At 68.3% G+C, this 23,671-nt stretch carries 26 protein-coding genes; 6 read left to right on the top strand and 20 right to left on the bottom strand.

Going from position 1 to position 23,671, the window contains the following annotated elements; genetic code table 11:
• Nucleotides 1–55: 55 nt before the first annotated feature.
• From rpsO to rimP, 13 genes are read right to left on the bottom strand one after another with little or no spacing between them, the layout of a single operon-like run.
• Nucleotides 56–325, bottom strand: coding sequence for a 30S ribosomal protein S15 (gene rpsO, locus KF780_00735; protein MBX3560317.1), 270 nt, complete (start codon nt 323–325; stop codon nt 56–58).
• A gap of 15 nt (nt 326–340) precedes the next feature.
• Nucleotides 341–1,222, bottom strand: coding sequence for a tRNA pseudouridine(55) synthase TruB (gene truB, locus KF780_00730; GenBank protein MBX3560316.1), 882 nt, complete (start codon nt 1,220–1,222; stop codon nt 341–343).
• A gap of 31 nt (nt 1,223–1,253) precedes the next feature.
• Entirely contained in the window at nt 1,254–1,415 is a 162-nt protein-coding gene (locus KF780_00725; GenBank protein MBX3560315.1) for a hypothetical protein, read from the bottom strand.
• A 59-nt stretch (nt 1,416–1,474) separates the two neighbouring features.
• Nucleotides 1,475–2,110, bottom strand: coding sequence for a thymidine kinase (locus tag KF780_00720; GenBank protein ID MBX3560314.1), 636 nt, complete (start codon nt 2,108–2,110; stop codon nt 1,475–1,477).
• Nucleotides 2,111–2,152: 42 nt separating this feature from the next.
• Complete coding sequence (locus KF780_00715; GenBank protein MBX3560313.1) at nt 2,153–2,500, bottom strand: hypothetical protein; 348 nt, start codon at nt 2,498–2,500, stop codon at nt 2,153–2,155.
• A gap of 28 nt (nt 2,501–2,528) precedes the next feature.
• Nucleotides 2,529–3,092 (bottom strand): GNAT family N-acetyltransferase, encoded by a 564-nt coding sequence (locus KF780_00710; protein MBX3560312.1) that lies wholly within the window; start codon nt 3,090–3,092, stop codon nt 2,529–2,531.
• The gene (locus KF780_00705) at nt 3,089–3,829 is read right to left on the bottom strand and encodes a hypothetical protein (protein MBX3560311.1); all 741 of its coding nucleotides are present in this window, start codon (nt 3,827–3,829) and stop codon (nt 3,089–3,091) included. Before KF780_00705 ends, KF780_00710 begins: the two co-directional genes overlap by 4 nt.
• Entirely contained in the window at nt 3,819–4,220 is a 402-nt protein-coding gene (rbfA, locus tag KF780_00700; GenBank protein MBX3560310.1) for a 30S ribosome-binding factor RbfA, read from the bottom strand. Before rbfA ends, KF780_00705 begins: the two co-directional genes overlap by 11 nt.
• Before the next feature lie 9 nt (nt 4,221–4,229).
• Entirely contained in the window at nt 4,230–4,421 is a 192-nt protein-coding gene (locus KF780_00695) for a hypothetical protein (GenBank protein MBX3560309.1), read from the bottom strand.
• Entirely contained in the window at nt 4,418–6,934 is a 2,517-nt protein-coding gene (infB, locus tag KF780_00690; GenBank protein MBX3560308.1) for a translation initiation factor IF-2, read from the bottom strand. The genes KF780_00695 and infB overlap by 4 nt, the downstream gene beginning before the upstream one ends.
• Nucleotides 6,935–6,948: 14 nt before the next feature.
• Nucleotides 6,949–7,593 (bottom strand): DUF448 domain-containing protein, encoded by a 645-nt coding sequence (locus KF780_00685; protein ID MBX3560307.1) that lies wholly within the window; start codon nt 7,591–7,593, stop codon nt 6,949–6,951.
• A gap of 31 nt (nt 7,594–7,624) precedes the next feature.
• Nucleotides 7,625–9,247, bottom strand: a complete 1,623-nt coding sequence (nusA, locus tag KF780_00680) for a transcription termination/antitermination protein NusA (GenBank protein ID MBX3560306.1) — start codon at nt 9,245–9,247, stop codon at nt 7,625–7,627.
• Between the two features lie 4 nt (nt 9,248–9,251).
• Nucleotides 9,252–9,806 (bottom strand): ribosome maturation protein RimP, encoded by a 555-nt coding sequence (gene rimP, locus KF780_00675; protein ID MBX3560305.1) that lies wholly within the window; start codon nt 9,804–9,806, stop codon nt 9,252–9,254.
• 288 nt (nt 9,807–10,094) lie between these two features.
• Between rimP and KF780_00670 the strand changes: the two genes are divergently transcribed.
• The gene (locus tag KF780_00670; protein ID MBX3560304.1) at nt 10,095–11,669 is read left to right on the top strand and encodes a hypothetical protein; all 1,575 of its coding nucleotides are present in this window, start codon (nt 10,095–10,097) and stop codon (nt 11,667–11,669) included.
• A gap of 34 nt (nt 11,670–11,703) precedes the next feature.
• Here KF780_00670 and KF780_00665 read toward each other — a convergent pair whose 3' ends face one another.
• Nucleotides 11,704–13,308, bottom strand: a complete 1,605-nt coding sequence (locus KF780_00665; GenBank protein ID MBX3560303.1) for a winged helix-turn-helix domain-containing protein — start codon at nt 13,306–13,308, stop codon at nt 11,704–11,706.
• A 120-nt stretch (nt 13,309–13,428) separates the two neighbouring features.
• Between KF780_00665 and KF780_00660 the strand changes: the two genes are divergently transcribed.
• Nucleotides 13,429–14,169 (top strand): glutathione S-transferase family protein, encoded by a 741-nt coding sequence (locus tag KF780_00660; GenBank protein MBX3560302.1) that lies wholly within the window; start codon nt 13,429–13,431, stop codon nt 14,167–14,169.
• Between the two features lie 9 nt (nt 14,170–14,178).
• Here the strand turns inward: KF780_00660 and KF780_00655 are convergent, their stop codons facing one another.
• Nucleotides 14,179–14,769: a hypothetical protein gene (locus tag KF780_00655; GenBank protein ID MBX3560301.1), complete on the bottom strand. Its 591-nt coding sequence runs from the start codon at nt 14,767–14,769 to the stop codon at nt 14,179–14,181.
• A 107-nt stretch (nt 14,770–14,876) separates the two neighbouring features.
• On the opposite strand from KF780_00655, the gene KF780_00650 reads away from it, so the two are divergent.
• Nucleotides 14,877–16,028 carry a PQQ-dependent sugar dehydrogenase gene (locus KF780_00650; protein MBX3560300.1) on the top strand — a complete coding sequence of 384 codons (1,152 nt, stop codon included), beginning with the start codon at nt 14,877–14,879 and terminating at the stop codon, nt 16,026–16,028.
• Here KF780_00650 and KF780_00645 read toward each other — a convergent pair.
• Nucleotides 16,003–16,437 carry a hypothetical protein gene (locus KF780_00645; protein MBX3560299.1) on the bottom strand — a complete coding sequence of 145 codons (435 nt, stop codon included), beginning with the start codon at nt 16,435–16,437 and terminating at the stop codon, nt 16,003–16,005. The two genes, KF780_00650 and KF780_00645, sit on opposite strands and share 26 nt — an antisense overlap.
• 39 nt (nt 16,438–16,476) lie before the next feature.
• Nucleotides 16,477–17,157: a tRNA (guanine(46)-N(7))-methyltransferase TrmB gene (locus KF780_00640; GenBank protein ID MBX3560298.1), complete on the bottom strand. Its 681-nt coding sequence runs from the start codon at nt 17,155–17,157 to the stop codon at nt 16,477–16,479.
• Between the two features lie 35 nt (nt 17,158–17,192).
• Between KF780_00640 and KF780_00635 the strand changes: the two genes are divergently transcribed.
• Nucleotides 17,193–17,567 (top strand): hypothetical protein, encoded by a 375-nt coding sequence (locus KF780_00635; protein ID MBX3560297.1) that lies wholly within the window; start codon nt 17,193–17,195, stop codon nt 17,565–17,567.
• 98 nt (nt 17,568–17,665) lie between these two features.
• The gene (locus KF780_00630; GenBank protein ID MBX3560296.1) at nt 17,666–18,886 is read left to right on the top strand and encodes a mechanosensitive ion channel; all 1,221 of its coding nucleotides are present in this window, start codon (nt 17,666–17,668) and stop codon (nt 18,884–18,886) included.
• Nucleotides 18,887–19,019: 133 nt separating this feature from the next.
• On the opposite strand, the gene KF780_00625 is transcribed toward KF780_00630, so the two are convergent.
• Complete coding sequence (locus KF780_00625) at nt 19,020–20,420, bottom strand: AMP-binding protein (protein MBX3560295.1); 1,401 nt, start codon at nt 20,418–20,420, stop codon at nt 19,020–19,022.
• Between the two features lie 86 nt (nt 20,421–20,506).
• On the opposite strand from KF780_00625, the gene KF780_00620 reads away from it, so the two are divergent.
• On the top strand, nt 20,507–20,662 hold the full coding sequence (locus tag KF780_00620; GenBank protein ID MBX3560294.1) for a hypothetical protein: 156 nt from the start codon (nt 20,507–20,509) through the stop codon (nt 20,660–20,662).
• 251 nt (nt 20,663–20,913) lie between these two features.
• Here the strand turns inward: KF780_00620 and metK are convergent, their stop codons facing one another.
• Both metK and lnt read right to left on the bottom strand, forming a co-directional pair.
• Nucleotides 20,914–22,116, bottom strand: coding sequence for a methionine adenosyltransferase (metK, locus tag KF780_00615; protein MBX3560293.1), 1,203 nt, complete (start codon nt 22,114–22,116; stop codon nt 20,914–20,916).
• 69 nt (nt 22,117–22,185) lie between these two features.
• Complete coding sequence (gene lnt / locus KF780_00610; GenBank protein ID MBX3560292.1) at nt 22,186–23,664, bottom strand: apolipoprotein N-acyltransferase; 1,479 nt, start codon at nt 23,662–23,664, stop codon at nt 22,186–22,188.
• Between the last annotated feature and the right edge of the window lie 7 nt (nt 23,665–23,671).

Here is a 23,671-nt window from a genome sequence, read left to right as displayed (position 1 = left end):
CCCGCCGGATTGCGGACGCCGGATGTGCGAAGCGGCCCCGCAGGGCCGCTTGGCGTTACTTGCGAAGACCCAGCTTCGCGATCAGTGCGGTGTAGCGCGCTTCGTCTTCCCGCTTGAGATAGTCGAGCAGCGAGCGGCGCTTGTTGACCAGCATCAGCAGGCCGCGGCGCGAATGATTGTCCTTCGCATGCGTCTTGAAATGCTCGGTGAGGTTGACGATCCGCTCGGTGAGGATCGCGACCTGCACCTCGGGGCTCCCCGTGTCGCCCTTCTTCTGGGCGTTGTCCTTGATGATTTCCTGCTTGCGCGTGGCAGTCACCGACATCGTTCACTCCTTAAATCAGAGGTTGAATCCGCGAACCACGCGAAGACCATCTTCGCTAAGCTCCACAAGCGCGACCGGAACCTGTCCGTCCGTCGCAAGATGAAGCCCTGGCCTGGCGGCGATCCCGATCAGCTTTCGCCCCTGGCGGAGCGCCCCTGCCTGATCGGGGGTGACGGAGAGAGCCGGGATGTCGTCCAGCCCCGCCGTCAGTGGCAGGAGGTGTCGTTCAAGGGTGCGGCCCTTAGCGGCTTCGCTCAATTTGTCCAGCGAAATCGCCTGTTCGAGCCCGAACGGCCCGGCCCTGGTCCGCCGTAACATGGTAACGTGGCCGACCGTATCGAGCGCATGGGCGATGTCGCGGGCGAGGGAGCGGATATAGGTGCCCTTGGAGACACGGGCCGAGAGGGTAGCGCTGTCCGCGTCCGTCCCTGCGATGGTCAAGGCATGGATGACCACATCACGGCTCGCAAGCTTCACCTCCTCCCCCGCCCGCGCCAGGTCATAGGCACGCTTGCCGTCCACCTTCAGGGCGGAAAAGGCGGGCGGCACTTGTGCGATCGGGCCGGTGAAGCGGGGCAGGATCGCCTCCACTTCGGCAAGCGTGGGATGTCTGCCGGAGGTTGCGACGATCTCGCCCTCGGCATCGAGCGTGTCCGTCTCCTCCCCGAAGCGGATCGTGAACTCATAGGCCTTGTCGCTGTCCAGCATCCGCCCGGCGAGCTTGGTCGCTTCGCCCAGCGCGACGGGCAGCACGCCGCTCGCCAGCGGATCGAGCGTGCCGCCATGGCCGACCTTCACTTTGGGGTAGCCGCCCTCGTGCAGCGCGCGCTTGACCGCGCCGACCGCCTGGGTCGAGCCTGTGCTCACCGGTTTGTCTAGGATCAGCCAGCCATGCATGCCGGCGCCTTAGCGCCGGTCGCCAAGCAAGTCAGCTATTGCGGTCGGAATCGTCGGGCTTGGGCGTCTCCGCCTCGTCCGCGTCGATGGAGCGACGGATGCCGGCGGGCGTGGCCAGCTCGGCCGGCAGCGGCGGCACCTTGGCCTGGCCGGTCGCGATGAGCGCGAGTGCGGTGAAAAGCGGACTGACCATGACACGAATCCCCCAAGACGCTGACGCGATATGGGGCCCTTTCGCGACTCTTCAATGACTCAATGGGTGGCTTCGGCGGCGGCGCGGGTGAGGGTGAGACGAAGCTGCTCGCCATCCACCTCGGCGATCCGGTCCATATAGTGACGGCGGCACAGCGAGACATAGCGGTCGTTGCCGCCGATCTCGGTCTGCGCGCCCTGCTTCACCGCGCGCCCGTCCGCATCGACGCGCAGGTTCATCGTCGCCTTACGCCCGCAATCGCAGACCGCTTTCAGCTCGACCAGGCTGTCCGCGAGCGCGAGCAGATGGGCGCTCCCTTCGAACAGGTTCGCCTGGAAATCGGTGCGCAGGCCGTAGGCGAGGACGGGCACGCCCAGCTCGTCGCAGATCGAGGCGAGCTGGACGACCTGGGCGCGGGTCAGGAACTGCGCCTCGTCGATCAGGATGCAGTGCAATTCCCGCTTCTTCAGCTCAGCCTCAACATCGGCGCGGATGTCGGTGCCGCGCTCATAGGCATGGGCGCCGGCGTCCAGCCCGATCCGCGAGGCGATCATGCCGCGCCCCGCCCGGTCGTCGAGCGCCGCGGTCCACAGCATCGTGTCCATGCCGCGCTCGCGATAGTTGAAATCGGCCTGCAGCAGCGTGGTCGATTTCCCCGCGTTCATCGAGGCGTAGTAGAAGTAGAGCTTGGCCACGCGCGCATTTTTAGCGTGCGCGGCCGGCTTGGGAAGACGCGATCAGTCGCGGCGGCCGGGAGGCCCCTCCGAAAAGGTTACGCTGTCCACGAAACAGCGCCAGCCATCGGCGGAAATCGTGCTGTCGCGGTCGAAGCGGCCGCCCGGCGACGCGTTGAGGCCGATCCGTGCCGAGGCCGTCAGCCGCGGACATTCCTCCCGCACACGGGCATAATACCAGCGCCCGTCATAGGCGCGGATATAGACGCCCTGGCCCGGATTCGTGACCGTCTCCAGCATTGCGCCGATATTGCGGATGCGGACTTCGGTCGGTGCTTCCGGGGTGGTGGGGATGGCGGGAGACGCCAAAGCGGCGACAAGGACGGCGGCCAGGGCGGAGCGGGCGATCATGGACGGGAACTCCTGTTCGCGGTTCGACTCAGATTATCCTTTCCCCCGCATGAACGGCGCCTGAGCGCGGCCATTCGTCGGCAAGGATCGAGAAGAGCACGGTGTCGCGGACATGGCCGGTCCAGGTGATCCGGTCGGCGCGCAGCACGCCCTCGCGCGCGGCGCCGAGCTTGGCCATCGCCGCCTGGCTGCGGCCGTTGCGCGCATCGACGCGGAACTCGATCCGGCGGAAGCCGCAAACGAAGGCGCGGGCCAGCATCAGGCCCTTCACCCGGGCGTTGAAGCCGGTGCCGCGCAGCGCCGGAACGCAATAGGTGCAGCCGATCTCCAGCACGCCGCGCTCCGCCTCGATGCCGATGAAGCTCGACATGCCGGCCAGCGCCCCGTCCTTGAACAAGGCGAAGCAGCGCCAGTCGTCCTTCGCGCGGATCGCATCGAAGCCGGCGTCGAACCGGTCGGGATCGAAGGAGACGGAATAGATCGCCCAGATGTCGCGATCCTCGGCGCAGGCGGCCTTCAGCGCGGCGCGATGCGCCTCGGCGAGCGGCTCCAGCCGGACATCGCCGTCCGCCATCGCCGCGCCGAGCTTCATTCCTCGTCGCGCGCCCGGCACCACAGGGGCTCGCCGGCGATCGCCTCCTCGGGGGAGAATTCGGTCAGGTCGATCTCGTCGAGCGACGGCCGCCGGAGGTGGCGCAGCCGCCGCCATCCGGTGCGGGTACGATCCTGGTCGACATAGCCCGCCGTGAGCCGGGCGCGACCGGTGAGATAGTTGATGCTGGTGCGCGTCATGCAGCCGCCGGAGGCTCCGGCATCGTCATAGCCGATCAGCCGCATCGCCCCGTCCTGCCAGCGGAAGCGGTAGCTGGCCCAGCCGCGCAGATATTCGAGGAAGACGACCAGGCTGCCGTGTTCGAGGCGGATCGTGTCCTCGTTCGGCGGCACGTCGCCGGTAAAGGGCCGTTCGGGCCGGAGAAAAAGGCCGCGATTGCCTGCGATGCGCCGAAAGCCGCCGTCCGGTTCGGCGAAGGCGACGACGAGCATGTGCGGATTGGTGTCGAACGCCACGGTCTCGTCGTCGGTTTCCACCGCGAGCACGTTCGCCGGATCGGCCATCCTGAGCAGGAGAACGAGATCGGCAGCTCCGTCGCCGTTGAGATCTCCCTGCCGGCGCGCGGCGATCACCCATCCGGATGGTACGAAGCCCGCCGCGTCGCGCGCGGCCGGCGGCAGATCCGGATAGCGCGCCGGCGGGATTGCAAGCTCCTGGCCCGCCGCCACGCCGGCGGCGCAGAGCGACATGACGGCGAAGGCGACCCTAATCTTCATGCTCGCCAAGATCGCGCGCGACGGCCGGCGAGCGCAAGAGGGCATCGATATGGCCGCCTTCGTCGAAGCTCTCGTCGAGCAGGAATTTGAGCCGGGCGGCATATTTGGTGTTCACCCGCCGCGCGACCTCGCTCTGGAGATAGGCGGTGTTCGTCCGGAGCGCCTTGAGCACCGCCTCGGCATCGCCGCCGAGCAACGGCATGACGAAGGCCGTGGCGTGGCGCAGGTCCGGCGACATGCGCACCTCGGTGATCGAGACGCTGTGGCTGGCCAAAGTCGCGTCATGCACGTCGCCGCGCATCAGAATGTCGCTCAGTGTATGACGCACCTGCTCGCCGACGCGCAGCAGCCGGACGGAGCGGCCTTCGGGGGTTTCGTTGTGCCTTGCCATGACGCGCCTTCAAACCACCCAGATCCAGACCGGAAGAACGAGCAGACCCAGCATCAATGCGGAGGCGGCCACGAACTCGAAAAAGCAGCAGCCGATCGTCTCGACCGCTTCTCCGCCCGCTGTTTCGAGATGAGGGTCGCGCCCGCCTTTGCGCTTGCGCCGGACGCGCCAGTGCCGCCGTTCGCCCGCCTCTTCCGTCACAGCGTCCGTTCGCGTTCCTCGATCTCGAAGGTCTCGAGGAAGTCGCCCGGCTTGATGTCGGTGTGGCTTTCGAAGGTCACGCCGCATTCGAGACCGGCGCGCACTTCGGGCACATCGTCCTTGAAGCGGCGGAGCGAGGCGATCGATCCGTTGTAGATGATCACGTCATCGCGCATGATGCGCGCCTTCAGCGCCTTGCGGATATAGCCTTCGACGACCAGCAGGCCGGCCGCGCGGCCATGCTTGCCGGCGGAGAAGACCTCGCGGATTTCCGCCCGGCCGACGACATTCTCGATGATGAGCGGGCCGATCTTGCCGGCCATCGCCGCCTTCACCGCGTCGGTGAGATCGTAGATGACGTCGTAATATTGCATCGCGACGCCCTGCCGCTCGGCGATCTCGCGCGCCTTGGCGTTGGCGCGGACGTTGAAGCCGATGATCGGCGCGCCCGACGCGCCCGCCAGCGTCACGTCGCTCTCGGTGATGCCGCCGACGCCGGCATGGAGCACGCGCGCCCTGATGTCCTCGTTGGAGATCTTGTTGACCGCCGCGACGATCGCCTCGACCGAGCCCTGCACGTCGCCCTTGATGACCAGCGGGAACTCGACCGCCTGCTTCTCCTTCAGCGCGGAGAACATCGTGTCGAAGCTCGCCGGCGCGGACGTGGTGCGCTTCTTGTCGATCACGCTCTGGCGGTAGGCGGCGACTTCGCGCGCGCGCGCTTCGTTCTCGACCACGGTCAGCGTGTCGCCGGCCGACGGCACGCCGCCGAGACCCAGCACCTCGACCGGGACGCTCGGCCCCGCTTCCTTCACCTGGCGCCCATGATCGTCGATCATCGCGCGCACCTTGCCCGACACCGGGCCGGCGACGAAGATGTCCCCCACCCGAAGCGTGCCGCGCTGGACGAGTACGGTGGCAAGGGGCCCGCGGCCCTTGTCGAGCTTGGCCTCGACCACGGCGCCTTCGGCGGCGCGATCCGGATTGGCCTTCAATTCCAGAATCTCGGCCTGCAGCGCGATCGCGTCGAGCAACTTGTCGAGATTGGTCTGCTTGAGCGCCGAGACCTCGACGTCCTGCACGTCGCCGCCCATGGCCTCGACGACGACCTCGTGCTGGAGCAGCTCCTCGCGGACCTTCTGGGCATTGGCGCCGGACTTGTCGATCTTGTTGATCGCCACGATCATCGGCACGCCGGCCGCCTTGGTGTGGGCGATCGCCTCGATCGTCTGCGGCTTCAGCCCGTCATCGGCCGCCACCACCAGGATGACGATGTCGGTGACGTTGGCGCCGCGCGCGCGCATCTCGGTGAAGGCCTCGTGGCCCGGCGTGTCGAGGAAGGTGAGCTTCGCTTTGTCCTTCAGCGTCACCTGATAGGCGCCGATATGCTGGGTGATGCCGCCGGCCTCGCCGGAAACGACATTGGCGCCGCGGATCGCGTCGAGCAGGCTGGTCTTGCCGTGATCGACATGGCCCATGATCGTGACGACCGGCGGACGGGCTTTCAGCGTGTCCTCGGCATCCACGTCGGTTTCGGTCTGGATGTCGATGTCGCTTTCGCTGACGCGCTTGATGTTGTGGCCGAACTCGGTGACGAGCAGCTCGGCCGTGTCCTGGTCGATCGTCTGGTTGACGGTGACGACCACGCCCATCTTGAACAAAGCCTTCACCAGATCGGCGCCGCGCTCGGCCATGCGGTTGGCGAGCTCGCCGACGGTGATGTTCTCCGGCACCACCACGTCGCGGACCTGCTTGGCGGATGGACCGGCCTGCATATGGGCGCGCTTTTCCTTCTCGCGGGCGCGCTTGAGCGCGGCGAGAGACCGGGCGCGGGCGTCGCCGCTGTCGTCGAGCGCGCGGGTGACGGTGAGCTTGCCACGTTCGCGGCGATGATCCTCACGACCGCGCGCCGGACGGGCCGGCTCGGGGCGCTTGACCGGCGTGAAGGCCTGGCGCGGCGGCCGGCCATGAGCGGGGCGGCGATCGCCCTCCTCGTCCGCGGCTTCGGGCGCCGGAGCGGGGGCCTCGGCGGCGCGCGCCGCTTCCTCCGCGGCGCGCTTGGCGTCTTCCTCGACCTTGATCCGGGCCTCTTCCTCGGCGCGCTTGTTCTCCTCCGCGCGGCGCTTCTCGTCCGCGGTCGCCGCCTTGGCCTGCTTGTCCTCGCGCCGGCGGGCCTCCTCGAGCGACGAGAGGCGTGCCTCCTCGGCCTCGCGCAGCAGCCGCTCCTGCAGCTCCTTGCGGGTCTCGGTCGAAGGGGCGGGTTGGGGCGCGGGCTTGGGCGCCGGTTCGGGCGCGCGGGCGGCGGGCGCGGGCGGCGGCGCGACGGGCTCCGGCGCGGGAGCCGCCTCGGCCTCGCCCGGGCGGCCCAGGATGCGGCGCTTCTTGACCTCCACGACGACGGTGTTCGAACGGCCATGGCTGAAGCTCTGCTTCACCTTGCCGGTCTCGACCGTGCGCTTCAGGCCCAGCGGCGCCCGCGTTCCCAGTTTCGGCTTGTCCGTCGAATCGCTCACTCGAAATCCTTCATTCATTCAATATCGGACGCAGCCGCCGCATCCGCGGAAACGGCCTCTAGCCCAGCATCACGTCCGATGAAAGCGCGCCACCGCGCAATCGCGTGCGAAACACGCTTCGCGGCGGCTCCATCCACTATGGCGACATGTACCACGTTGTCGCGGCCCAGCGCCAACGACAATATGGCCCTCGGCAGGGGCAAAACCAACCCCCGTTGCCCGGAACCCTCGGCTTCGGAGCCGACGCGCCAGGCCTGGTCCAGCTTGCGATTGCCTTCCTCGCCCGCGTCGGCGGCGTGGAGCAGCAGGCGAACCTGCCCGCGCCGCGCCGCGGTTTCGATCTTCTCGCTGCCGGTCGCGACATTGCCGGCCCGCGCTTCCAGCCCGAGCCGGTCGAGCACGGCCTGCCGCAATGCGTCCTCGATCCGCTCGCCCAGATCGGCGGGGACGGCGAGATCGTTCGTCTTGAACGCCCGCGCCAGCGCCGCCCTGAGCTTGCCCTTGGCCAAAGCGGTATCGAGTGCCGCGCGATCGACGCCGATCCATGCACCGCGCCCGGGCGCCTTGGCGCGCACATCGGGAGCGACCTCGCCGTCCGCAGACAAGGCAAGACGAATCAACGCGTCCCGCGCCCCGGTTTCCCGGGTCAGGACGCACATCCTTTCAGGCGAATGTCCTTCGCTCAGGCGATCATTGGGGAGTTTCCGCAACCGCGTCCTCCCCCTTGACGTCCTCGTCCTCGAACCAGTGGGCGCGGGCGGCCATGATGATCTCGTTGCCCTGCTCCTCGGTCAGGCCATATTCGCCGAGCACGCCGCCCTTGTCCTCGGGCCGGTTGTTCGGCTCGCGCTGGCGGCGCTGCTCCGGGCGCTTCTTCTGAATGAGCTCGTCGGTGGCGAGATCGGCCAGATCGTCGAGCGTGCGGATGTTCGCCTTGCCCAAAGTCACCAGCATCGCTTCGGTGAGATAGGGCATTTCGGCCAGCGCGTCCTCGACGCCGAGCGCGCGGCGCTCCTCGCGGTTCGCCGCCTCGCGCCGCTCCAGCGCCTCGGCGGCGCGATTCTGCAGCTCGGCCGCCAGCTCCTCGTCGAAGCCCTCGATCGTCGACAGCTCCTCGGCCTCGACATAGGCGACCTCCTCCAGCGCGCCGAAGCCTTCGGCGACGAGCAGCTGGGCCAGCGTCTCGTCCACGTCCAGCTCGTTCTGGAACATCTCGGAGCGCTCGACGAACTCGCGCTGGCGCTTCTCGCTCGAATCCGCCTCGGTCATGATGTCGATCGCGGAGCCGGTAAGCTGGCTGGCGAGGCGGACATTCTGGCCGCGGCGGCCGATGGCGAGGCTGAGCTGGTCGTCGGGAACGACCACCTCGATCCGGCTCTCCTCCTCGTCGATCACGACGCGGGCGACGGTGGCCGGCTGCAGCGCGTTGACGATGAAGGTCGCGGTGTCCTCGCTCCACGGGATGATGTCGATCTTCTCGCCCTGGAGTTCCTGCACCACGGCCTGAACCCGCGAGCCCTTCATGCCGACGCAGGCGCCGACCGGGTCGATCGAGCTGTCATGGCTGATCACGCCGATCTTGGCGCGGCTGCCCGGATCGCGGGCGGCGGCCTTGATCTCGATGATGCCGTCGTAGATTTCCGGCACTTCCTGCGCGAACAGCTTCTTCATGAATTCGGGATGGGCGCGCGACAGGAAGATCTGCGGGCCGCGATTCTCGCGCACGACGCGCAGGATGATCGAGCGGACCCGGTCGCCGACGCGGAGCAATTCGCGCGGGATCTGCTGGTCGCGGCGGATCACGCCTTCGGCGCGGCCGAGATCGACGACGACATGGCCGAACTCGACGCGCTTGACGACGCCGGTGATGATCTCGTTGCCGCGATCCTTGAATTCCTCGAACTGGCGCTCGCGCTCGGCGTCGCGGACCTTCTGGAAGATGACCTGCTTGGCGGCCTGGGCGGCGATGCGGCCGAACTCGATCGGCGGCAGCGGATCGACGATATAGTCGCCCAGCGCCGCATCCTTCTGCAGCTTTTGCGCATCCTCCAGGTTCACCTGCTTGAAATAGTCGTCGACCTCCTCGACCACCTCGACGACGCGCCACAGGCGCAGATCGCCCGATTGCGGATCGAGCTTGGCACGGATGTCGTTCTCGGCGCCGTAGCGGGCGCGGGCGGCGCGCTGGATCGCGTCCTCCATCGCCTCGATGACGATGCCCTTGTCGATCAGCTTCTCGCGCGCGACGGCGTCGGCGATGGCGATCAGTTCGGCCTTGTTGGCGGAAACGGCGCCGGGCGCTTCGGTGGCCATGATGTCAGTCCTGTCCTTCTTCCTGAAGTTCTTCGAATGTATCGGCGCCGTCCGTGCTGAGCGGAGCGGTGGCCCGAATAAGACGGTCGGTCAGGACCAGCTTGGCCCCGGCGACATTGGCGAAGGGCACGCGGGTCTCGCCCAGATTGGGCACATCGACCAGAATCGCGCCGTCGTCCCAGCCGATCAGCGCGCCGTTAAACTGTTTGCGGCCGTCCGTCTTCTCGACGAGGTTGATCCGCGCCTCATGGCCCCGCCAGTCGGCGAAATCCCGCGGCCGGGTGAGCGGCCGGTCGATGCCCGGCGAGCTGACCTCGAGCCGGTAGCCGCCCTCGATCGGGTCGGCCCCTTCCGCCTCCAGCGCGTCGAACCGCTCCGACAGTCGTCGCGACAACCGCTCGCAATCGGCGAGGTCGAGCTGGCGGGTGTCCGGCCGCTCGGCCATCACCTGCAATGTCGGATCGTCCTTGCCGCCGATCATCTTGACGCGCACGAGCGCGAAACCCTCGGCTTCCACCTCGGGCTCGATGATCCTCGTCACTGCGGCGATGTCCGCCATGCGCGTTCCTGCAAAAGTAAAGCGCCTCCGCGCCGGCCCCGTTTCCGGGACCAGCCTCAACATGTTTGACGATGTCGAGAAAGGCACAAGCCATATAGGGGAGGCGACGGAAGGGGGCAAGCGGGGAATGGCCGTCGCCCATGCCGCGCGCCGTCGGCACGGTCTTCCCGGCGCAAAATCGCACAAATCACAACTTCATCACGCTTTCATCACCGTGCCGGTGTAGCCGCCTCCGGCCCATCCCCGCCACCCTGCGCCGGCATGACGACATGCGACAGGGAGGTGGAAATGACGAACATATCCAACAATTTCGCCCGCGCCCGGACGGCGCGTTCCAGGCTGCTCGGCGGCGCCATGCTCGGCGCCACGATCATGACGCTCACGCTGCCCGGCGAAGCCCGCGCCGATCCAACGCCCGAATGCAACGACGGGCCCGCGCCGAATTCGACCGAATGCGGCACGAATTCCACCGCTTCCGCACCCGGCGCCACGGCGACCGGGCAGAACAGCACGGCCTCCGGTCCCAATGCCACCGCCAACGGCGCCGGCGCCAGCGCCACGGCGCCGGGCGCGGTGGCCGTCGGCGGCGTCAATCCGGTTTCGGGACAGGCGACCAGCGCCCAAGGCACGGTCAGCGTCGCGATCGGCGCCGGCGCCACGACCACCGCGGCGGGGCTGGCGGCGACCGCCATCGGACCTAACGCGACCGCCGCCGCGACCGGCGCCATCGCCGTCGGCGGCAGGAGTCAGGCAACGGCGAACCGGACGATCGCGATCGGCGGCGAAGCCCTTCCGGCCGGCGCCATGGCCACGCGCAGCGTGACGGCGTCGTCAACCGGCTCGATCGCGATCGGCGCCGGCGCGATCGCGACCAACGGCAGCAACCCGGACTCGGCTGGCAATGCCGTCGCGCTTGGCCAGCTTGCCGAGGCCACGGATGAGGATGCCGTCGCCGTCGGCGGCAATGCTGTGGCCTCCGGCTTCCACGCCACGGCAGTCGGCGGCGGCGCGGTCGCCTCCGCCGCCGGCGCGCAGGCATTTGGCTGGGCTGCGTCGGCGAGCGGTGCCCAGTCGCTCGCCGCCGGCAATATCGCCGCCGCTTCCGGGCAGGGCGCGATCGCCGTGGGCGATTCCACGATCTCGTCGGGTCTCAACTCGACGGCGATGGGTCAGGGATCGCAGGCGACGGCGATCGCCTCAACCTCGGTCGGCCACAACAGCCGCGCGACCGCCTTGGCGGCGTCTGCCTTCGGCGTCAGCGCCCAGGCGACCGCGCTCGGTGCCACCGCCGTCGGCCGTCTGGCGGCGGCCTCGGCGGACGGCGCGACGGCGGTCGGTGCCGGCTCCAGCGCGAGTTTCGCCGGATCGACGGCGGTCGGCGCGGGCGCGGCGACCACGGCCGTCAACCAGGTGGCGCTGGGCGGTAACGGCAGCGCCGTCCGGATCGGCGACATCGCCGCCAGCACCGCCGCGCAGAGCGGCACCGTCTCGGTGATGACCGTCGATGCCAATGGCGTGGTCGGCCGCAGTTCGGCCGTGCTGCCCAATGTGGGCGCGCTGCAGGCCGCCCAGAGCCTGATGGCCACCCAGATCGACGACCTGTTCGATCTGCGCGATCTTGATCGCCGCGACATGCGCCAGGGCGTTGCGGCGGCCGTCGCGATGGGCCATGCGCCGATGCCCTCGGCGCCGGGGCGGACCTCCTACGTCCTCAACGGCTCCACCTTCCGGGGCGAGTTCGCGCTCGGCGGGTCCATCGTCCATCGGCTCGACACGAACGTGCCGTTCGCGATCGGCCTGGGTTTTTCCTTCGCCGGCAATCGCAACAATGCCTTCCGCGCCGGCGTGGCGGGGGAATTCTGACCCGAAAGGCGGGCGGGGCCCCGGCTCCGCCCGCTCAGGCGGTGCGGCGATGGTCCGGCACGGTTCCGGTGGCGCGCCAGTAAGGCTCCAGCCCGATGCTTTCGAGCAGGGCCGCGAAGCGCGGCTCGGGCCAGAGCCGCGCCATGTTGGGCATGAACAGGAAATGCGTGTAGCGGCGTTCGTAGCGGGTCGGCGGGGCGATCGCGGGGCCGATTTCGCTCGCCGCGCCACCCAGAAAATAGCGCTCCATCGCCGCCATCGCCAGGTCAGGCTGCCCCAACAGGACGAGCACGGGCGCTGTCATCGGCATTGATCCGATCGACGGCAGCATCGCGCGCTGGTCGGCCAGGCTCGCGGCGATGTCGGCGGGATCGCCCCGTTCGACGGCGCGGGCCAGCACCAGCCGGGCCTGGATGCCGTCCTCCCGGAGCTGCTCGGGCCGCATCTCGGGATTCATCACGAAGGCGGCGGCGGCGGCCGGCCGCCGGTTGAACAGCAGGAAGCTGAACTTGAGGTTCCAGGGAAGGAAATTGCCCGGCCAGCGCGCCACGGCGGCATCGAGCGCAGTTTCCGCCTCGTGCAGCCGGCCCACGCCCCACAAGGCGCGGGCGTGCGAGACATGCGGGATCGGGATGAACGGCTCGATCTCCAATTGCCGTTCGGTATGCGGCAGGCCGTCGCGCCACCGCCCGGTCTCGTAGCGGATGAGGCCGAGCTGGCCCTGCACGAACCAGTGATCGGGATGATCGCGCGCGATGCGCAGCAGGTCGCGCTCGATCCGCGCCCAGTTGCGGAAATAGGGGTCGATCATGGCCAGCGCGGTCGCCGCGTCGGCATTGCCGGAATCGAGCGCAAGCGCCCGGTTGGCGGCGGATTCGATCAGGCCCGGCAGGCTGTCCAGCTCGCCGTCCGCATAGCCTTCCAGGACATGGCGGTAGGACAAGGCCAGTCCGCCCCAGGCATCGGCATAGAGCGGATCGATCTCGGTCGCCTGGCGGAAGAAGGAGATGGCCTGGCGCACCTGCTCGGGCACGCCCTGGCGCTGCGCGAGCTGGCCGCGCCGGTGGAATTCCAGCGCCCTGGGATGCGGCACATGGCCCTGTCTGCCGCGCCACAGCCAGGTTCCCGCCGCGCCGAGCCCGGCCAGCGCCGCGCCGGCGGCGACGAACCGCCGTCGTGTCAGGCGGGGAGGCGTGGGTTGGTCGTTCTCTTCCACATCGGCGAGGGCCATGGGGGGCGGTTCGCGGTTGCCCACCGGCCAGGGCGGCGACAAATCGGGCACGCCCACGGCTTCCGCCTCGCCCATCACGACCATGCGGTAGCCGACCTTGGTGATGGTCTCGAGCAGGAAGGAGTCGACCCCGAGCTCCGCCGCCAATTGGCGGATGCGGGAGATCACGCGGTTGATCGCGTTCTCGCCGACGATGCGGCCGCCCCAGCAGCGTTCGATCAGCTCGTCGCGGGAGATCACGGCGCCCCGGGCCTTGGCGAGTAGCACCAGCACCTGCATCACCCGGGGTTCGAGGATCACGGCGCGGTGATCGCGCGACACCCGCCGGCGTGGCGGATCGACCAGCACTTCGCCAAGCCGGAACGGCGGCACCTGCGCCAGCTTGATCGAGCGCGTTTCCTCGCCCAACACTCTTCTCCCCGCCCCAGACGGGTATCGTATCTGCGGCCTTCGGCAAAGGCGAGTCTCGATGCGGGGCGCGTGAATCGTCCATGGTGGCGCCGCCGGATATCTGGCAGGAGCTGGGCCATGAAGATCATCGGCAGCTATGTCTCCCCTTATGTCCGCAAGGTGCTCGCCTGCATGGCGCTGAAAGGGATCGACGATTACGAGATCGATCCGATCACGCCCTTTTTCGGCGGCGAGGCGTTTCAACGGCTGTCGCCGCTCCGGCGCATCCCGGTGCTGCTCCACGGCGATCTGGTGCTGAACGATTCCACCGTGATCTGCGCCTGGCTGGACGAGGCCTTTTCCGGCCATCCCCTGCTCCCCGCCGATCCGGCCGACCGCGTCAGGGCGCGCTGGCTGGAGGAATATGCCGATACCCGGCTCGGCGACCTCGCCATCTGGGGCCTGTTCTACCAGAAGATCGTCGGCCCGATGGTGTTCGGCGAGGCGACGGACGCGGCGCGGGTGGAGCGCACGCTGACCGAGGGGCTGCCCGCCGCGCTCGACTATCTGGAAGGCGAGGCGCCGGATTCGGGTTTCCTGTTCGGCCAGATCGGCCTCGCCGACATCGCGATCGCCTGCTTCTTCCGCAACGCCGCCTATGCCGGCTTCGAGATCGACGCCGCGCGCTGGCCGAAAGCGGCCGGATGGGTCGCGCGCACGCTGGCGCACGACTGCATCCACCGCTTTCTGAAATACGAGCAGGCGCAGCTCAGCACCGATGCGAAGGGGCGCCGGGCCGCCTTGCTCGCCGCCGGCGCCCCGCTGGCCGCCGACACTCTTGGCACGCGCGAGCCCCGCAAGGGCATCATGGCCCTTTAGGCTTCGCCCCTATTCGTGGCCCCAGGGCGCCGGCGGCGGCGTCACCGGGCGGGTGAGATCGAATTCGACGCGCAGGAAGCGATTGGGCCGGCGCAGCTCATAGGCGTAGATCCGCCCCGGCACGACCTCGACGGCCCAGACATTGGTCGCCGACTGGGGGATGTCCCGCGCGACGAACAGGTCGCGGGAGAATTGATCGGCCGGAAATTCCTGCCGCGTCGCGGTGCCGGCATTGGCGGTGTCGCCGCCATATTGGGTGAGCACGTCCTCGCTCCCGTCCTCGTGGCGATGGTCGTGCTTGAGGCGCAGCCCGTCGGCGGTGCGGGTGATGACCCAGGTGCGCGACCGGTCCTCGCCGACATGGAAGGGGACGCGCACATCGTCCGGCGCACACTGGCGGACATGCATGACCAGCCGGCTGGCCGCGAAATCGCGGTCCGCCTCGTCATTGGTCACGACCCGGCCTTCATAGGCGTTGCCGCACAGGGCGTTGAGCGCGGCCATGAATTCGGCCTGTGGATCGGAGCTTCCCTGGGCGGTGGCGCAGGCGGGAAGGGCGACGGCCGCAGCGGCGGCGATGAGCGAAAGGGCCTGTTTCATGGCGCCCAACCTATCGCGGGGGTCGCACAATGCAAATCGGCTGGCTATCAGGAGCCATCCCGCGAGCCGGAGCGTTGCCCCGGCACCAGCCACACAGGAGCTTTCCCATGCGCGCTATTCGCACCGTCCTGCTTCCCGCTCTGGTCCTGATCGGCTGCACCGCCGCCAGCGACGCAGGCAATGCCGGCCAGGCGACGGCGTCGGAAGGGCGGCCGTTCGCGGTGGAGGAGATCGCGCAGTTCCGCGAACCCTGGGCGATGGCCTTTCTGCCCGGCGGCCGCCAGGCGCTGATCACCGAGAAGGCGGGCACGCTGAAGCTGTGGACGGTCGGCGGCGCGGCGATCGACGTCGCTGGCGTGCCGGCGGTCGAATATGGCGGGCAGGGCGGGCTCGGCGACGTGATCGTCCATCCCGATTTCGCCAACAACAGCATCGTCTATCTGAGCTATGCCGAAGCGGGCGAGGGCGGCACCCGCCATGCGGCGGTCGGCCGGGGCCGGCTGGTCGTCGAGGGCGGCAATGCGCGGATCGACGGCTTCCAGGTGATCTGGCGGCAGGAACCGGGCTTCACCGGGCGCGGCCATTACGGCCACCGCCTCGCTTTCTCGCCCGACGGCCAGTTCCTCTACATCAGCTCCGGCGAGCGCCAGCAATTCGATCCGGCGCAGGACCGCAATTCCAATGCCGGCAAGATCGTGCGGCTGACCGACACCGGCATGGTCCCGTCCGACAATCCCTTCTACGATCAGGGCCGGATCATCTCGCAGGTCTGGAGCCTCGGCCATCGCAACCCGCTCGGCCTCGCCTTCGACGGGCAGGGGCGGTTGTGGAATGTCGAGATGGGACCGCAGGGCGGCGACGAACTGAACCTGGTCGAGCGCGCCGCCGATTACGGCTATCCGACCGTCTCCAACGGCGATCATTATGACGGCCGCCCGATCCCGAACCACGACACGCGGCCGGAATTCGCCGCGCCGAAGATCACCTGGACGCCGGTCATCTCGCCCTCCAGCCTGATCTTCTATTCGGGCGACATGTTCCCGCAATGGCGGGGCAGCGCGCTGATCGGCGGTCTGTCCAGCCGCTCGCTGGTCCGCGTCACCTTCGACGGCGACAATGCCCGCGAGGCGGAGCGGTTCGACATGGGCCAGCGCATCCGCGAGGTGGAGCAGGGGCCGGACGGGTCGATCTACCTGCTCGAGGACCAGCGCGAGGGATCGGGCGGGCGGCTGCTCAGGCTGACGCCGACAGCAGGCTGAACGTCCGGTAGAGGACGTAGAACAGCACCAGCACCATCAGCAACGTCACGATGATGAACGCGCGGTGCTGCGATCCCGTCACCAGCATGTAGATGCCGTTGACGAGGGCGAGAACACCGAACGCGATGACCACATAGAAAAGGTGCAGGACCGCCTGCGCCTGCTCGGCGGTGCCGGTGAAATTCTCGGAACTGCCCGTCGCGACGGTCTGATTGAGCGCCGGTCCCAGGGCCAGAAGGATCGTGCCCATCAGGCCGATCAGCAGCACGCCGCAGACGATCGCGGCCCAGGCGCGGATCGGCGATTCCCCGATCTTCTTCATCGCCCCGCCGCATTTGGGGCAGGCGTCGCTCTTCGTATCGACGGTGCGTCCGCAGGTCGTATCCTGACAAGTCCAGACCGCAGCCATATCGCCCCCTGACCCCGTGATGACGGCGGCGATTATAGTTCAGATGCGGCGATAGCGGAAATACCAGACTTCGCGGCCCTCGCGCCGGGCCTTCGCCTCGTAGCGCGTCTCCGGCCAGCCGCCGGGACGGACGAGGAAGTCCTTCGCGCGCTCGGCCAGCCATTCGAAGTCGCGGCGGCCGTTCATGACCATCATCGCCCAGCGGCAATAGGTCGGATCGTCGGTGCCGAGCCGGAACTCGCCGCCCGGCTGCAGCTTGGCCGCGATCAGGTCGAGCGGGCCGGGATTGACCATGCGCCGCTTGGCGTGCCGCGCCTTGGGCCAGGGGTCGGGATGGAGCAGGTAGACGAAGCGCAGGCTCGCGTCCGGCAACCGCGCCAGCACCTCCAGCGCGTCGCCCATATGGAGACGGACATTGGCGAGCCGCTGGTCGCGGATATGACCGAGCGCGGTCGCGACGCCGTTCAGGAACGGCTCGCAGCCGATGAAGCCGTGATCCGGCAGCAGATCGGCGCGCCAGGCGAGATGCTCGCCGCCGCCGAAGCCGATCTCGAAATGGAGCGGGCAATCATGACCGAACAGGCTCGCCGCGTCGATCGGCCCGTCCTCCGGCACGCTGAGCGCGGGCAGCAGCTCCTCGATCAGCGCCGCCTGGCCCTGGCGGAGCGGGCGGCCCTTGGAACGGCCGTAGAGACGGCGGATGGTGGTGGGATCGTTCATGGTTCGGCCAGTGCCGCGCTGCTATCGCGCTTCCCATGAGACTCGCAAGCTGTATCGCCGCGGCCCTGCTCGCGGCCGCGCCGCCCGCCTTGGCCACCGGCACGATATCGTGCCGTTCGACCACCAGCCCGACGGACGGGCCGGCCTTGTCGCTGGTCGTCGGCGCGGGCGGCATCGTCCAGGCGCGGCTGGCGGAAGGCGGCCGGTCCCTCGCCACCGGCGATGGCGCGGGCGCGCCGATGATCGCCCAGTCCTGGCTCGACCGCGACCAGCTCAAGCTCGACATCCTCGACGGCAATGCCGACGAGCGTATCGCGCGCCTCGACACCCGGCGGGCCGGAACGGGCTATGCCGGCATCCTCATCCTGCGCGGCCGGCAATGGCGGGTGCGCTGCCAGGAAAGCGGCTAGGGTCGCGGGAGGGGGGTGAATTTCCCCCGCGGGCGCGTTAGGGTGGCTCATCCCCAAATCATCGCTCGAAGGAGGCTCTCATCGCCGACCTGATCGGAATGACCGTCACCGACCAAGCCTGGCTGCAAACCCTGATCTCGCTGTCCGTGCTGATCCTGATCGCCTGGATCGGCAACTGGATCGCCAAGAAGATCGTCCTCAAGGTCATCGGGCGGCTGATCGCCCATTCGCCGATCGGCGAGGAAGCGGGCGCCGTCACCCGGATCGTGAAGCGGCTGGCGAATCTGGTTCCCACCCTCATCGTCAGCACCGGCATCCTCGCGGTCCCGCATTTGCCCGGCTGGGCGCCGGTGCTGGTCCGCAACGTCGCGACCGGCTTCGCGATCCTCACCGTCGCGCTGGCGATCGGCGCCGCGATGGATCTGGGCAACCATGTCTATGCCCGCCGCCCGGACGCGGGGTCGCGGCCGATCAAGGGCTATGTGCAGGTCGGCAAGATCGTCATCTTCTGCGCCGCCGCGATCCTGATCGTCGCCGCCTTGATCGACCGGTCGCCGATCCTGCTCCTGTCCGGCCTCGGCGCGATGGCGGCGGTGTTGATGCTGGTGTTCAAGGACACGATCCTGGGGCTCGTCGCCTCGGTCCAGCTCACCTCCAACGACATGATCCGGGTCGGCGACTGGATCGAGATGCCCAAATATGACGCGGACGGCGACATCATCGACATCGCGCTGCACACGGTGAAGGTGCAGAACTGGGACAAGACGATCACCACGATCCCGACCCACAAGCTCATCGAGGATTCGTTCAAGAACTGGCGCGGCATGTCGGAATCGGGCGGCCGGCGGATCAAGCGCCCGCTGATGATCGACCAGAACAGCGTGCGCTTCCTGAGCGGGGAGGAGGCGGACGGCCTCGATCGCTTCGCCCTGATCCGGCCCTATCTGGAGAGCAAGGAAGCGGAGATCGCGGAATGGAACCGCGCCAGCCCGGATCGCGCGTCGGATGCGGTGAACGCGCGGCGGCTCACCAATGTCGGCACCTTCCGGGCCTATATCTCCGCCTATCTGAAGGCGCATCCGGGCATCACCAACGAAATGACGATGCTGGTGCGTCAGCTCAGCCCCTCGCCGGAGGGCTTGCCGATCGAGATCTACTGCTTCACCGCGACCACCGCCTGGGGCGAGTATGAGGACATCCAGTCGGATATCTTCGATCACCTGATCGCGACCCTGCCGGAATTCGGCCTGCGCCTGTTCCAGCAGCCCACCGGCCTCGATTTCCAGCGGGGTTTCGGAGAGGCACGGGAGGCGGCTTAGAGCCGGATTCTCCTGTCTTGAATCTCCCCTCCGTTCGGGCTGAGCCTGTCGAAGCCCTGTCCTTCTCTTTGTTCCAAGGAAAAGACAGTCCTTCGACAGGCTCAGGACGAACGGAGCGTTGCGTCAAACTCTCCTACCCGAACAGCCCGCTATGCGCCTCGCGCAGCGCCACCTTCTGGACCTTGCCCATCGCGTTCCTCGGCAGCGCGTCGGCGAAGAGGATGCGGCGCGGCTGCTTGAAGCGGGCGAGGGACGTGATGCCGGCCAGCACCGCCGCCTCGTCGAGCGCCGGATCGGCGCGCGTCACCACCGCGACCACGGCCTCGCCCAGGTCGGGGTGCGGCACGCCGATCACCGCGCTTTCGCCGACGCCCGGCACCGCGTCGATCGCCAGCTCGATCTCTCTGGGATAGATGTTGAGTCCGCCGGCGATGATCAGGTCCTTGGCCCGCCCGACGATCGCGACGCGGCCGTCCTCGGCCATGGTCGCGATGTCGCCGGTGATGAAGAAGCCGTCGGCGCGCATCTCCTCGGCGGTCTTTTCGGGATTGCGCCAATAACCCTTGAACAGGTTCGGGCCGCGGATTTCGAGCACTTCGTCGCGGATGCGCGCCTCGACGCCGGGGAGCGGGAAGCCCACCGTGCCGGGAATGCGATCCCCGTCATAGGGGTTGGAGCAGATCATCCCCGCCTCGGTCATCCCGTAGCGCTCCAGGATGTGATGCCCGGTCCGCGCCTCGAAACCGGTGAAGGTCGCCTCCAGCAGCGGCGCCGATCCCGAGATGAACAGCCGCATATTCGCTACGGCGTCCCGCGTCAGCCGGTCATGCGCGACAAGTCGCACGTAGAAGGTCGGCACGCCCATCAGTATCGTGGCGCGGGACAGGTCGCCGATCACCGCATCGGCGTCGAAGCTTCTGTGCCAGAGCATCGTCGAGCCGCCCAGCAGCGCGCCGTGCAGCGCCACGAACAGACCGTGGACATGATAGATGGGCAGAGCGTGGATCAGCACGTCGTCCGGCCGCCAGCGCCAATAATCCTTCAGCACCAGCGCGTTGGACGACAGATTTTCGTGGCTGAGCATCGCCCCCTTGGAGCGGCCGGTGGTGCCGGACGTGTAGAGGATGGCGGCGAGATCGCCGGGGTCGCGCGCCACGGTCTCGAACGGACCGGGCGCGGGCGCGAGATCGGCGAGGTCGAGATGGCCCGGCGCGATCACCACCGAAGGCTCGGCATCCTCGATGAAATAGTCCAGTTCCGCCGTCGTATAGGCGGTGTTGAGCGGCACATAGACAAGGCCGGCGCGCAGGCTGGCGAGGTAGAGCAGGGCATTGTCGACCGACTTTTCGGCCTGCACCACGATCCGGTCGCCGGGCTTCGCACCGCGCGCGGCCAGCGCGTTTGCCCAGCCCGCGACGGCCGCGTCCAGCTCGTCGTAACGCAGGCGGACCTCACTCTTTTCGACGAAGACAGGCCTATCGCCGGCGGCCTTCGCCGCCGAAGCAATCAGGGTCCAGAGGTTCGCGTCCATCATCGCTCTATCGCGGCAACCGCCGCGCCAGCCAAGCGCTTCGTCCCGTCCGCGCTTGCGCTGGTGCCGCGCGTCGCCATCTGCCGGGCATGGAGAAACGTGCATCACTGGACGGCGGCGCCATTGCGATCGGCCTCGCCGTCGGCATCGCTATCGGGCTGATGTTTGACAGCATCGGCGCGGGCATTGCGATCGGCCTCGTCTTCGCGATCGCCCTCTCGATGTCGCGGCGACGGCGGCGCTGACCCCAGGCCGCATCGACGTTCGGCTGCGTCAGCCCATTGGAATGTAGGATTTGCTCTGTCAGGGTCGCCGCGACACGGAGCATATCATGATCCAGGGCCGTCGGCCTCGCCCCTCCCGTTCTTTCTGCTCTGAATGTTCTTGCGGGAGGGGGACTCACCCCCGACGTGGCGTCAGGTTAGTCAACTTCCGCGGCTCGGTATCCCTCTTGCCGAAAGGGAAGGGAGGCCGTGCGCGAGGTTATCGAATCGGGTCAGACCGCCTGCTTCAGCGCGTCGACCAGGTCGGTCCGCTCCCAGGAGAAATGATCGCCCTCCGCCTTGCGGCCGAAATGGCCGTAGGCGGCGGTCGGCGAATAGATCGGCTTGTTGAGGCCGAGATGGGTGCGGATGCCCTTGGGCGTCAGCCGCACCAGCCGGGGCAGAACCTCCTCCAGCTTTTCGGCGGTCGCGCCGTTCAGCTCGGTGCCGTGCAGATCGACATAGAGCGACAGCGGCTCGGCGATGCCGATCGCGTAGGAAAGCTGGATCGTGGCGCGCCGGGCGAGGCCGGCGGCGACGATGTTCTTGGCGAGATAGCGGCTGACATAGGCGGCCGAACGATCGACCTTGGTCGGGTCCTTGCCGCTGAACGCGCCGCCGCCATGGGGGGCCGCGCCGCCATAGGTGTCGACGATGATCTTGCGGCCCGTCAGGCCCGCATCGCCGTCCGGCCCGCCGATCTCGAAGCTGCCGGTCGGGTTGATGTGGTAGACCGTCCGGTCGGACAGCAGCTCCGCCGGAATCACGTCCGCGACGACCCGCTTCACATAGGCCTTGAGCTCGGCTTCCTTGTCGCCCTCGTCATAGCCCTTGGCGTGCTGGGTCGAGACGACGATCGCGGTCGCGGCGACCGGTTTGTCGTTCTCGAACTTCAGCGTCACCTGGCTCTTGGCGTCCGGCTCCAGGAAGGGCGCGGCGCCGGCATGGCGGTCGGCGGCCATCTTCTCGAGGATCTTGTGGCTGTAATAGAGCGTCGCCGGCATCAGGTCCGGCGTCTCGTCGGTGGCATAGCCGAACATGATGCCCTGGTCGCCCGCGCCCTCGTCCTTGTTGCCGCTCTCGTCCACGCCCTGCGCGATATGCGCGGACTGGCCGTGGAGATTGTTCTCGAAGCGCAAAGTCTCCCAATGGAAGCCGGACTGCTCGTAGCCGATCCGCTTCACCGTCTCGCGGACCGTCCGCTCGATCTCTTCCTGCGCGCCCGGCGCCCATTCGCCGTTCTCATAGACGCCCTTGCAGCGGATCTCGCCGGCCAGGACGACGAGCTGGGTGGTGGTCAGCGTCTCGCAGGCGATGCGCGCTTCCGGATCCTTGGACAGGAACAGATCGACGATCGCGTCGGAAATCTGGTCGCTGACCTTGTCGGGGTGCCCTTCGGACACCGATTCGGACGTGAAGAGATAGGTGCTGCGCATCGCGGAACGACGATCCTTCTGGAGAAAGGGAATGCGGATATAAAGATATCCTTATGTGCGGCGCGCTTCCTAGCGCGCCTTACGGCGCAGGGCAATCGCCCCTGCGACGAGCAACAGCGCGAAGGCGAGGGGGAGGGCGTTGCCGAAGCGGGCGAAGAGGGTGGGGAGCGCCGCCCCTGGCAGGTGCGTGTCGATCACGCCGGCGCCCGAGGGAATGCTCTCCAGCACCCGGCCATGCGCGTCGATCACCGCCGAAATGCCGGTCGGCGTCGCGCGGACCACCGGCAGGCCCTCCTCGATCGCCCGCAGCCGCGCCTGGGCCAGATGCTGGGGCGGACCCCAGGCGCCGAACCAGGCGTCGTTGGAGGGATTGAAGATGAAGTCCGGCCGGTCGGCGCGATCCGCGACCTGGCCGGAAAAGACGATCTCGTAGCAGATCTGGATGCCGGCGCGGGCGAAGCCGGGCACGGCCAGCGTACGCGGTCCCGGCCCGGCATGGAAATCGAGATCGCCCGGCGCCAGCCGGCTGAGCCCGAGCGCGGAGAGGAACGGGCGCATCGGCAGATATTCGCCATAGGGCACGAGATGCGCCTTGTCGTAGCGCGGCCCCAACCGGCCCTGCGGGTCGATCATGAAGAGGCTGTTATAGGCGGCGGTGGCATAGCCGTCGTCGCCGAAGACCAGCTCGACCCCGCCGAGCAGCATCATGTCGTCCGGCCCCATCAACGCGGCGATGCGCTGGCGCGCGCGCGACTGGACGGAGAGATAATCGGGCGTCGCCGCCTCCGGCCACAGGATGAGGCGCGGCGTGTCGGACGGCTCCCCGGTCAGCCGCGCGAGCCGGCGGAAATTCTCGGCCTCGAAATTCGGATCCCACTTGTTCTGCTGGCCGATATCGGGCTGGACGACGCGGATCAGCGGGCCGGCGCCGGACAGAGCCGGGACCGCCATCCAGGCCAAGGTGCCGCCGCCGATTACGGCCAGCATAGCGATCGCCCCGGCGGTCCTGGCGCCGCGCAGGACGAGGAGGAAGGCCCCGCCCATGAGCACCGCGACACCGGACAGTCCATAAGTGCCGATCCACCGCGCCAGTCCCGCCAGCCCGCTCGGCATCAGCGCCACCGCCACCGGATTCCATGCGAAACCGGTGAACATTGTAGCGCGCAGCCATTCGGTGACGATCCAGGCGGCGGCGAGGATGAGCGTCAGCGTCAGCGGGCCAGCGCGTCCCCAGCGCCAGGCGAGGCCGGCCGCCGCCGCAGGGAAGATCGCGAGATAGAGCGACAGCAAAGGCACGGCGAGCCAGCCGAGCCAGGCCGGCATCGCCGCCTGATAGGTGAAAGCGGTCGCGATCCAGTTCAGGCCCAGCACGAACTGACCGAAGCCGAACCACCAGCCCCGCGCCAGCGCGGAACGCAGGCTCGGCGCATCGTCGATCAGCCACAGCAGGCCGGCGAAGGCGACGAGCGTGAGCGGCCAGAACTCCACCGGCGCGAAGCCGAGCGCCGAGACGAGGCCGGCGAGAAAGGCGAGGGCGAGAGGCGGCATCGCCCCA

It is taken from the genome of Sphingomonas sp., assembly GCA_019635535.1.
Taxonomy (GTDB): domain Bacteria; phylum Pseudomonadota; class Alphaproteobacteria; order Sphingomonadales; family Sphingomonadaceae; genus Allosphingosinicella.
The sequence above is the reverse complement of the archived record's forward strand: the minus strand, read 5'-3'. Positions and strand labels throughout refer to the sequence as shown.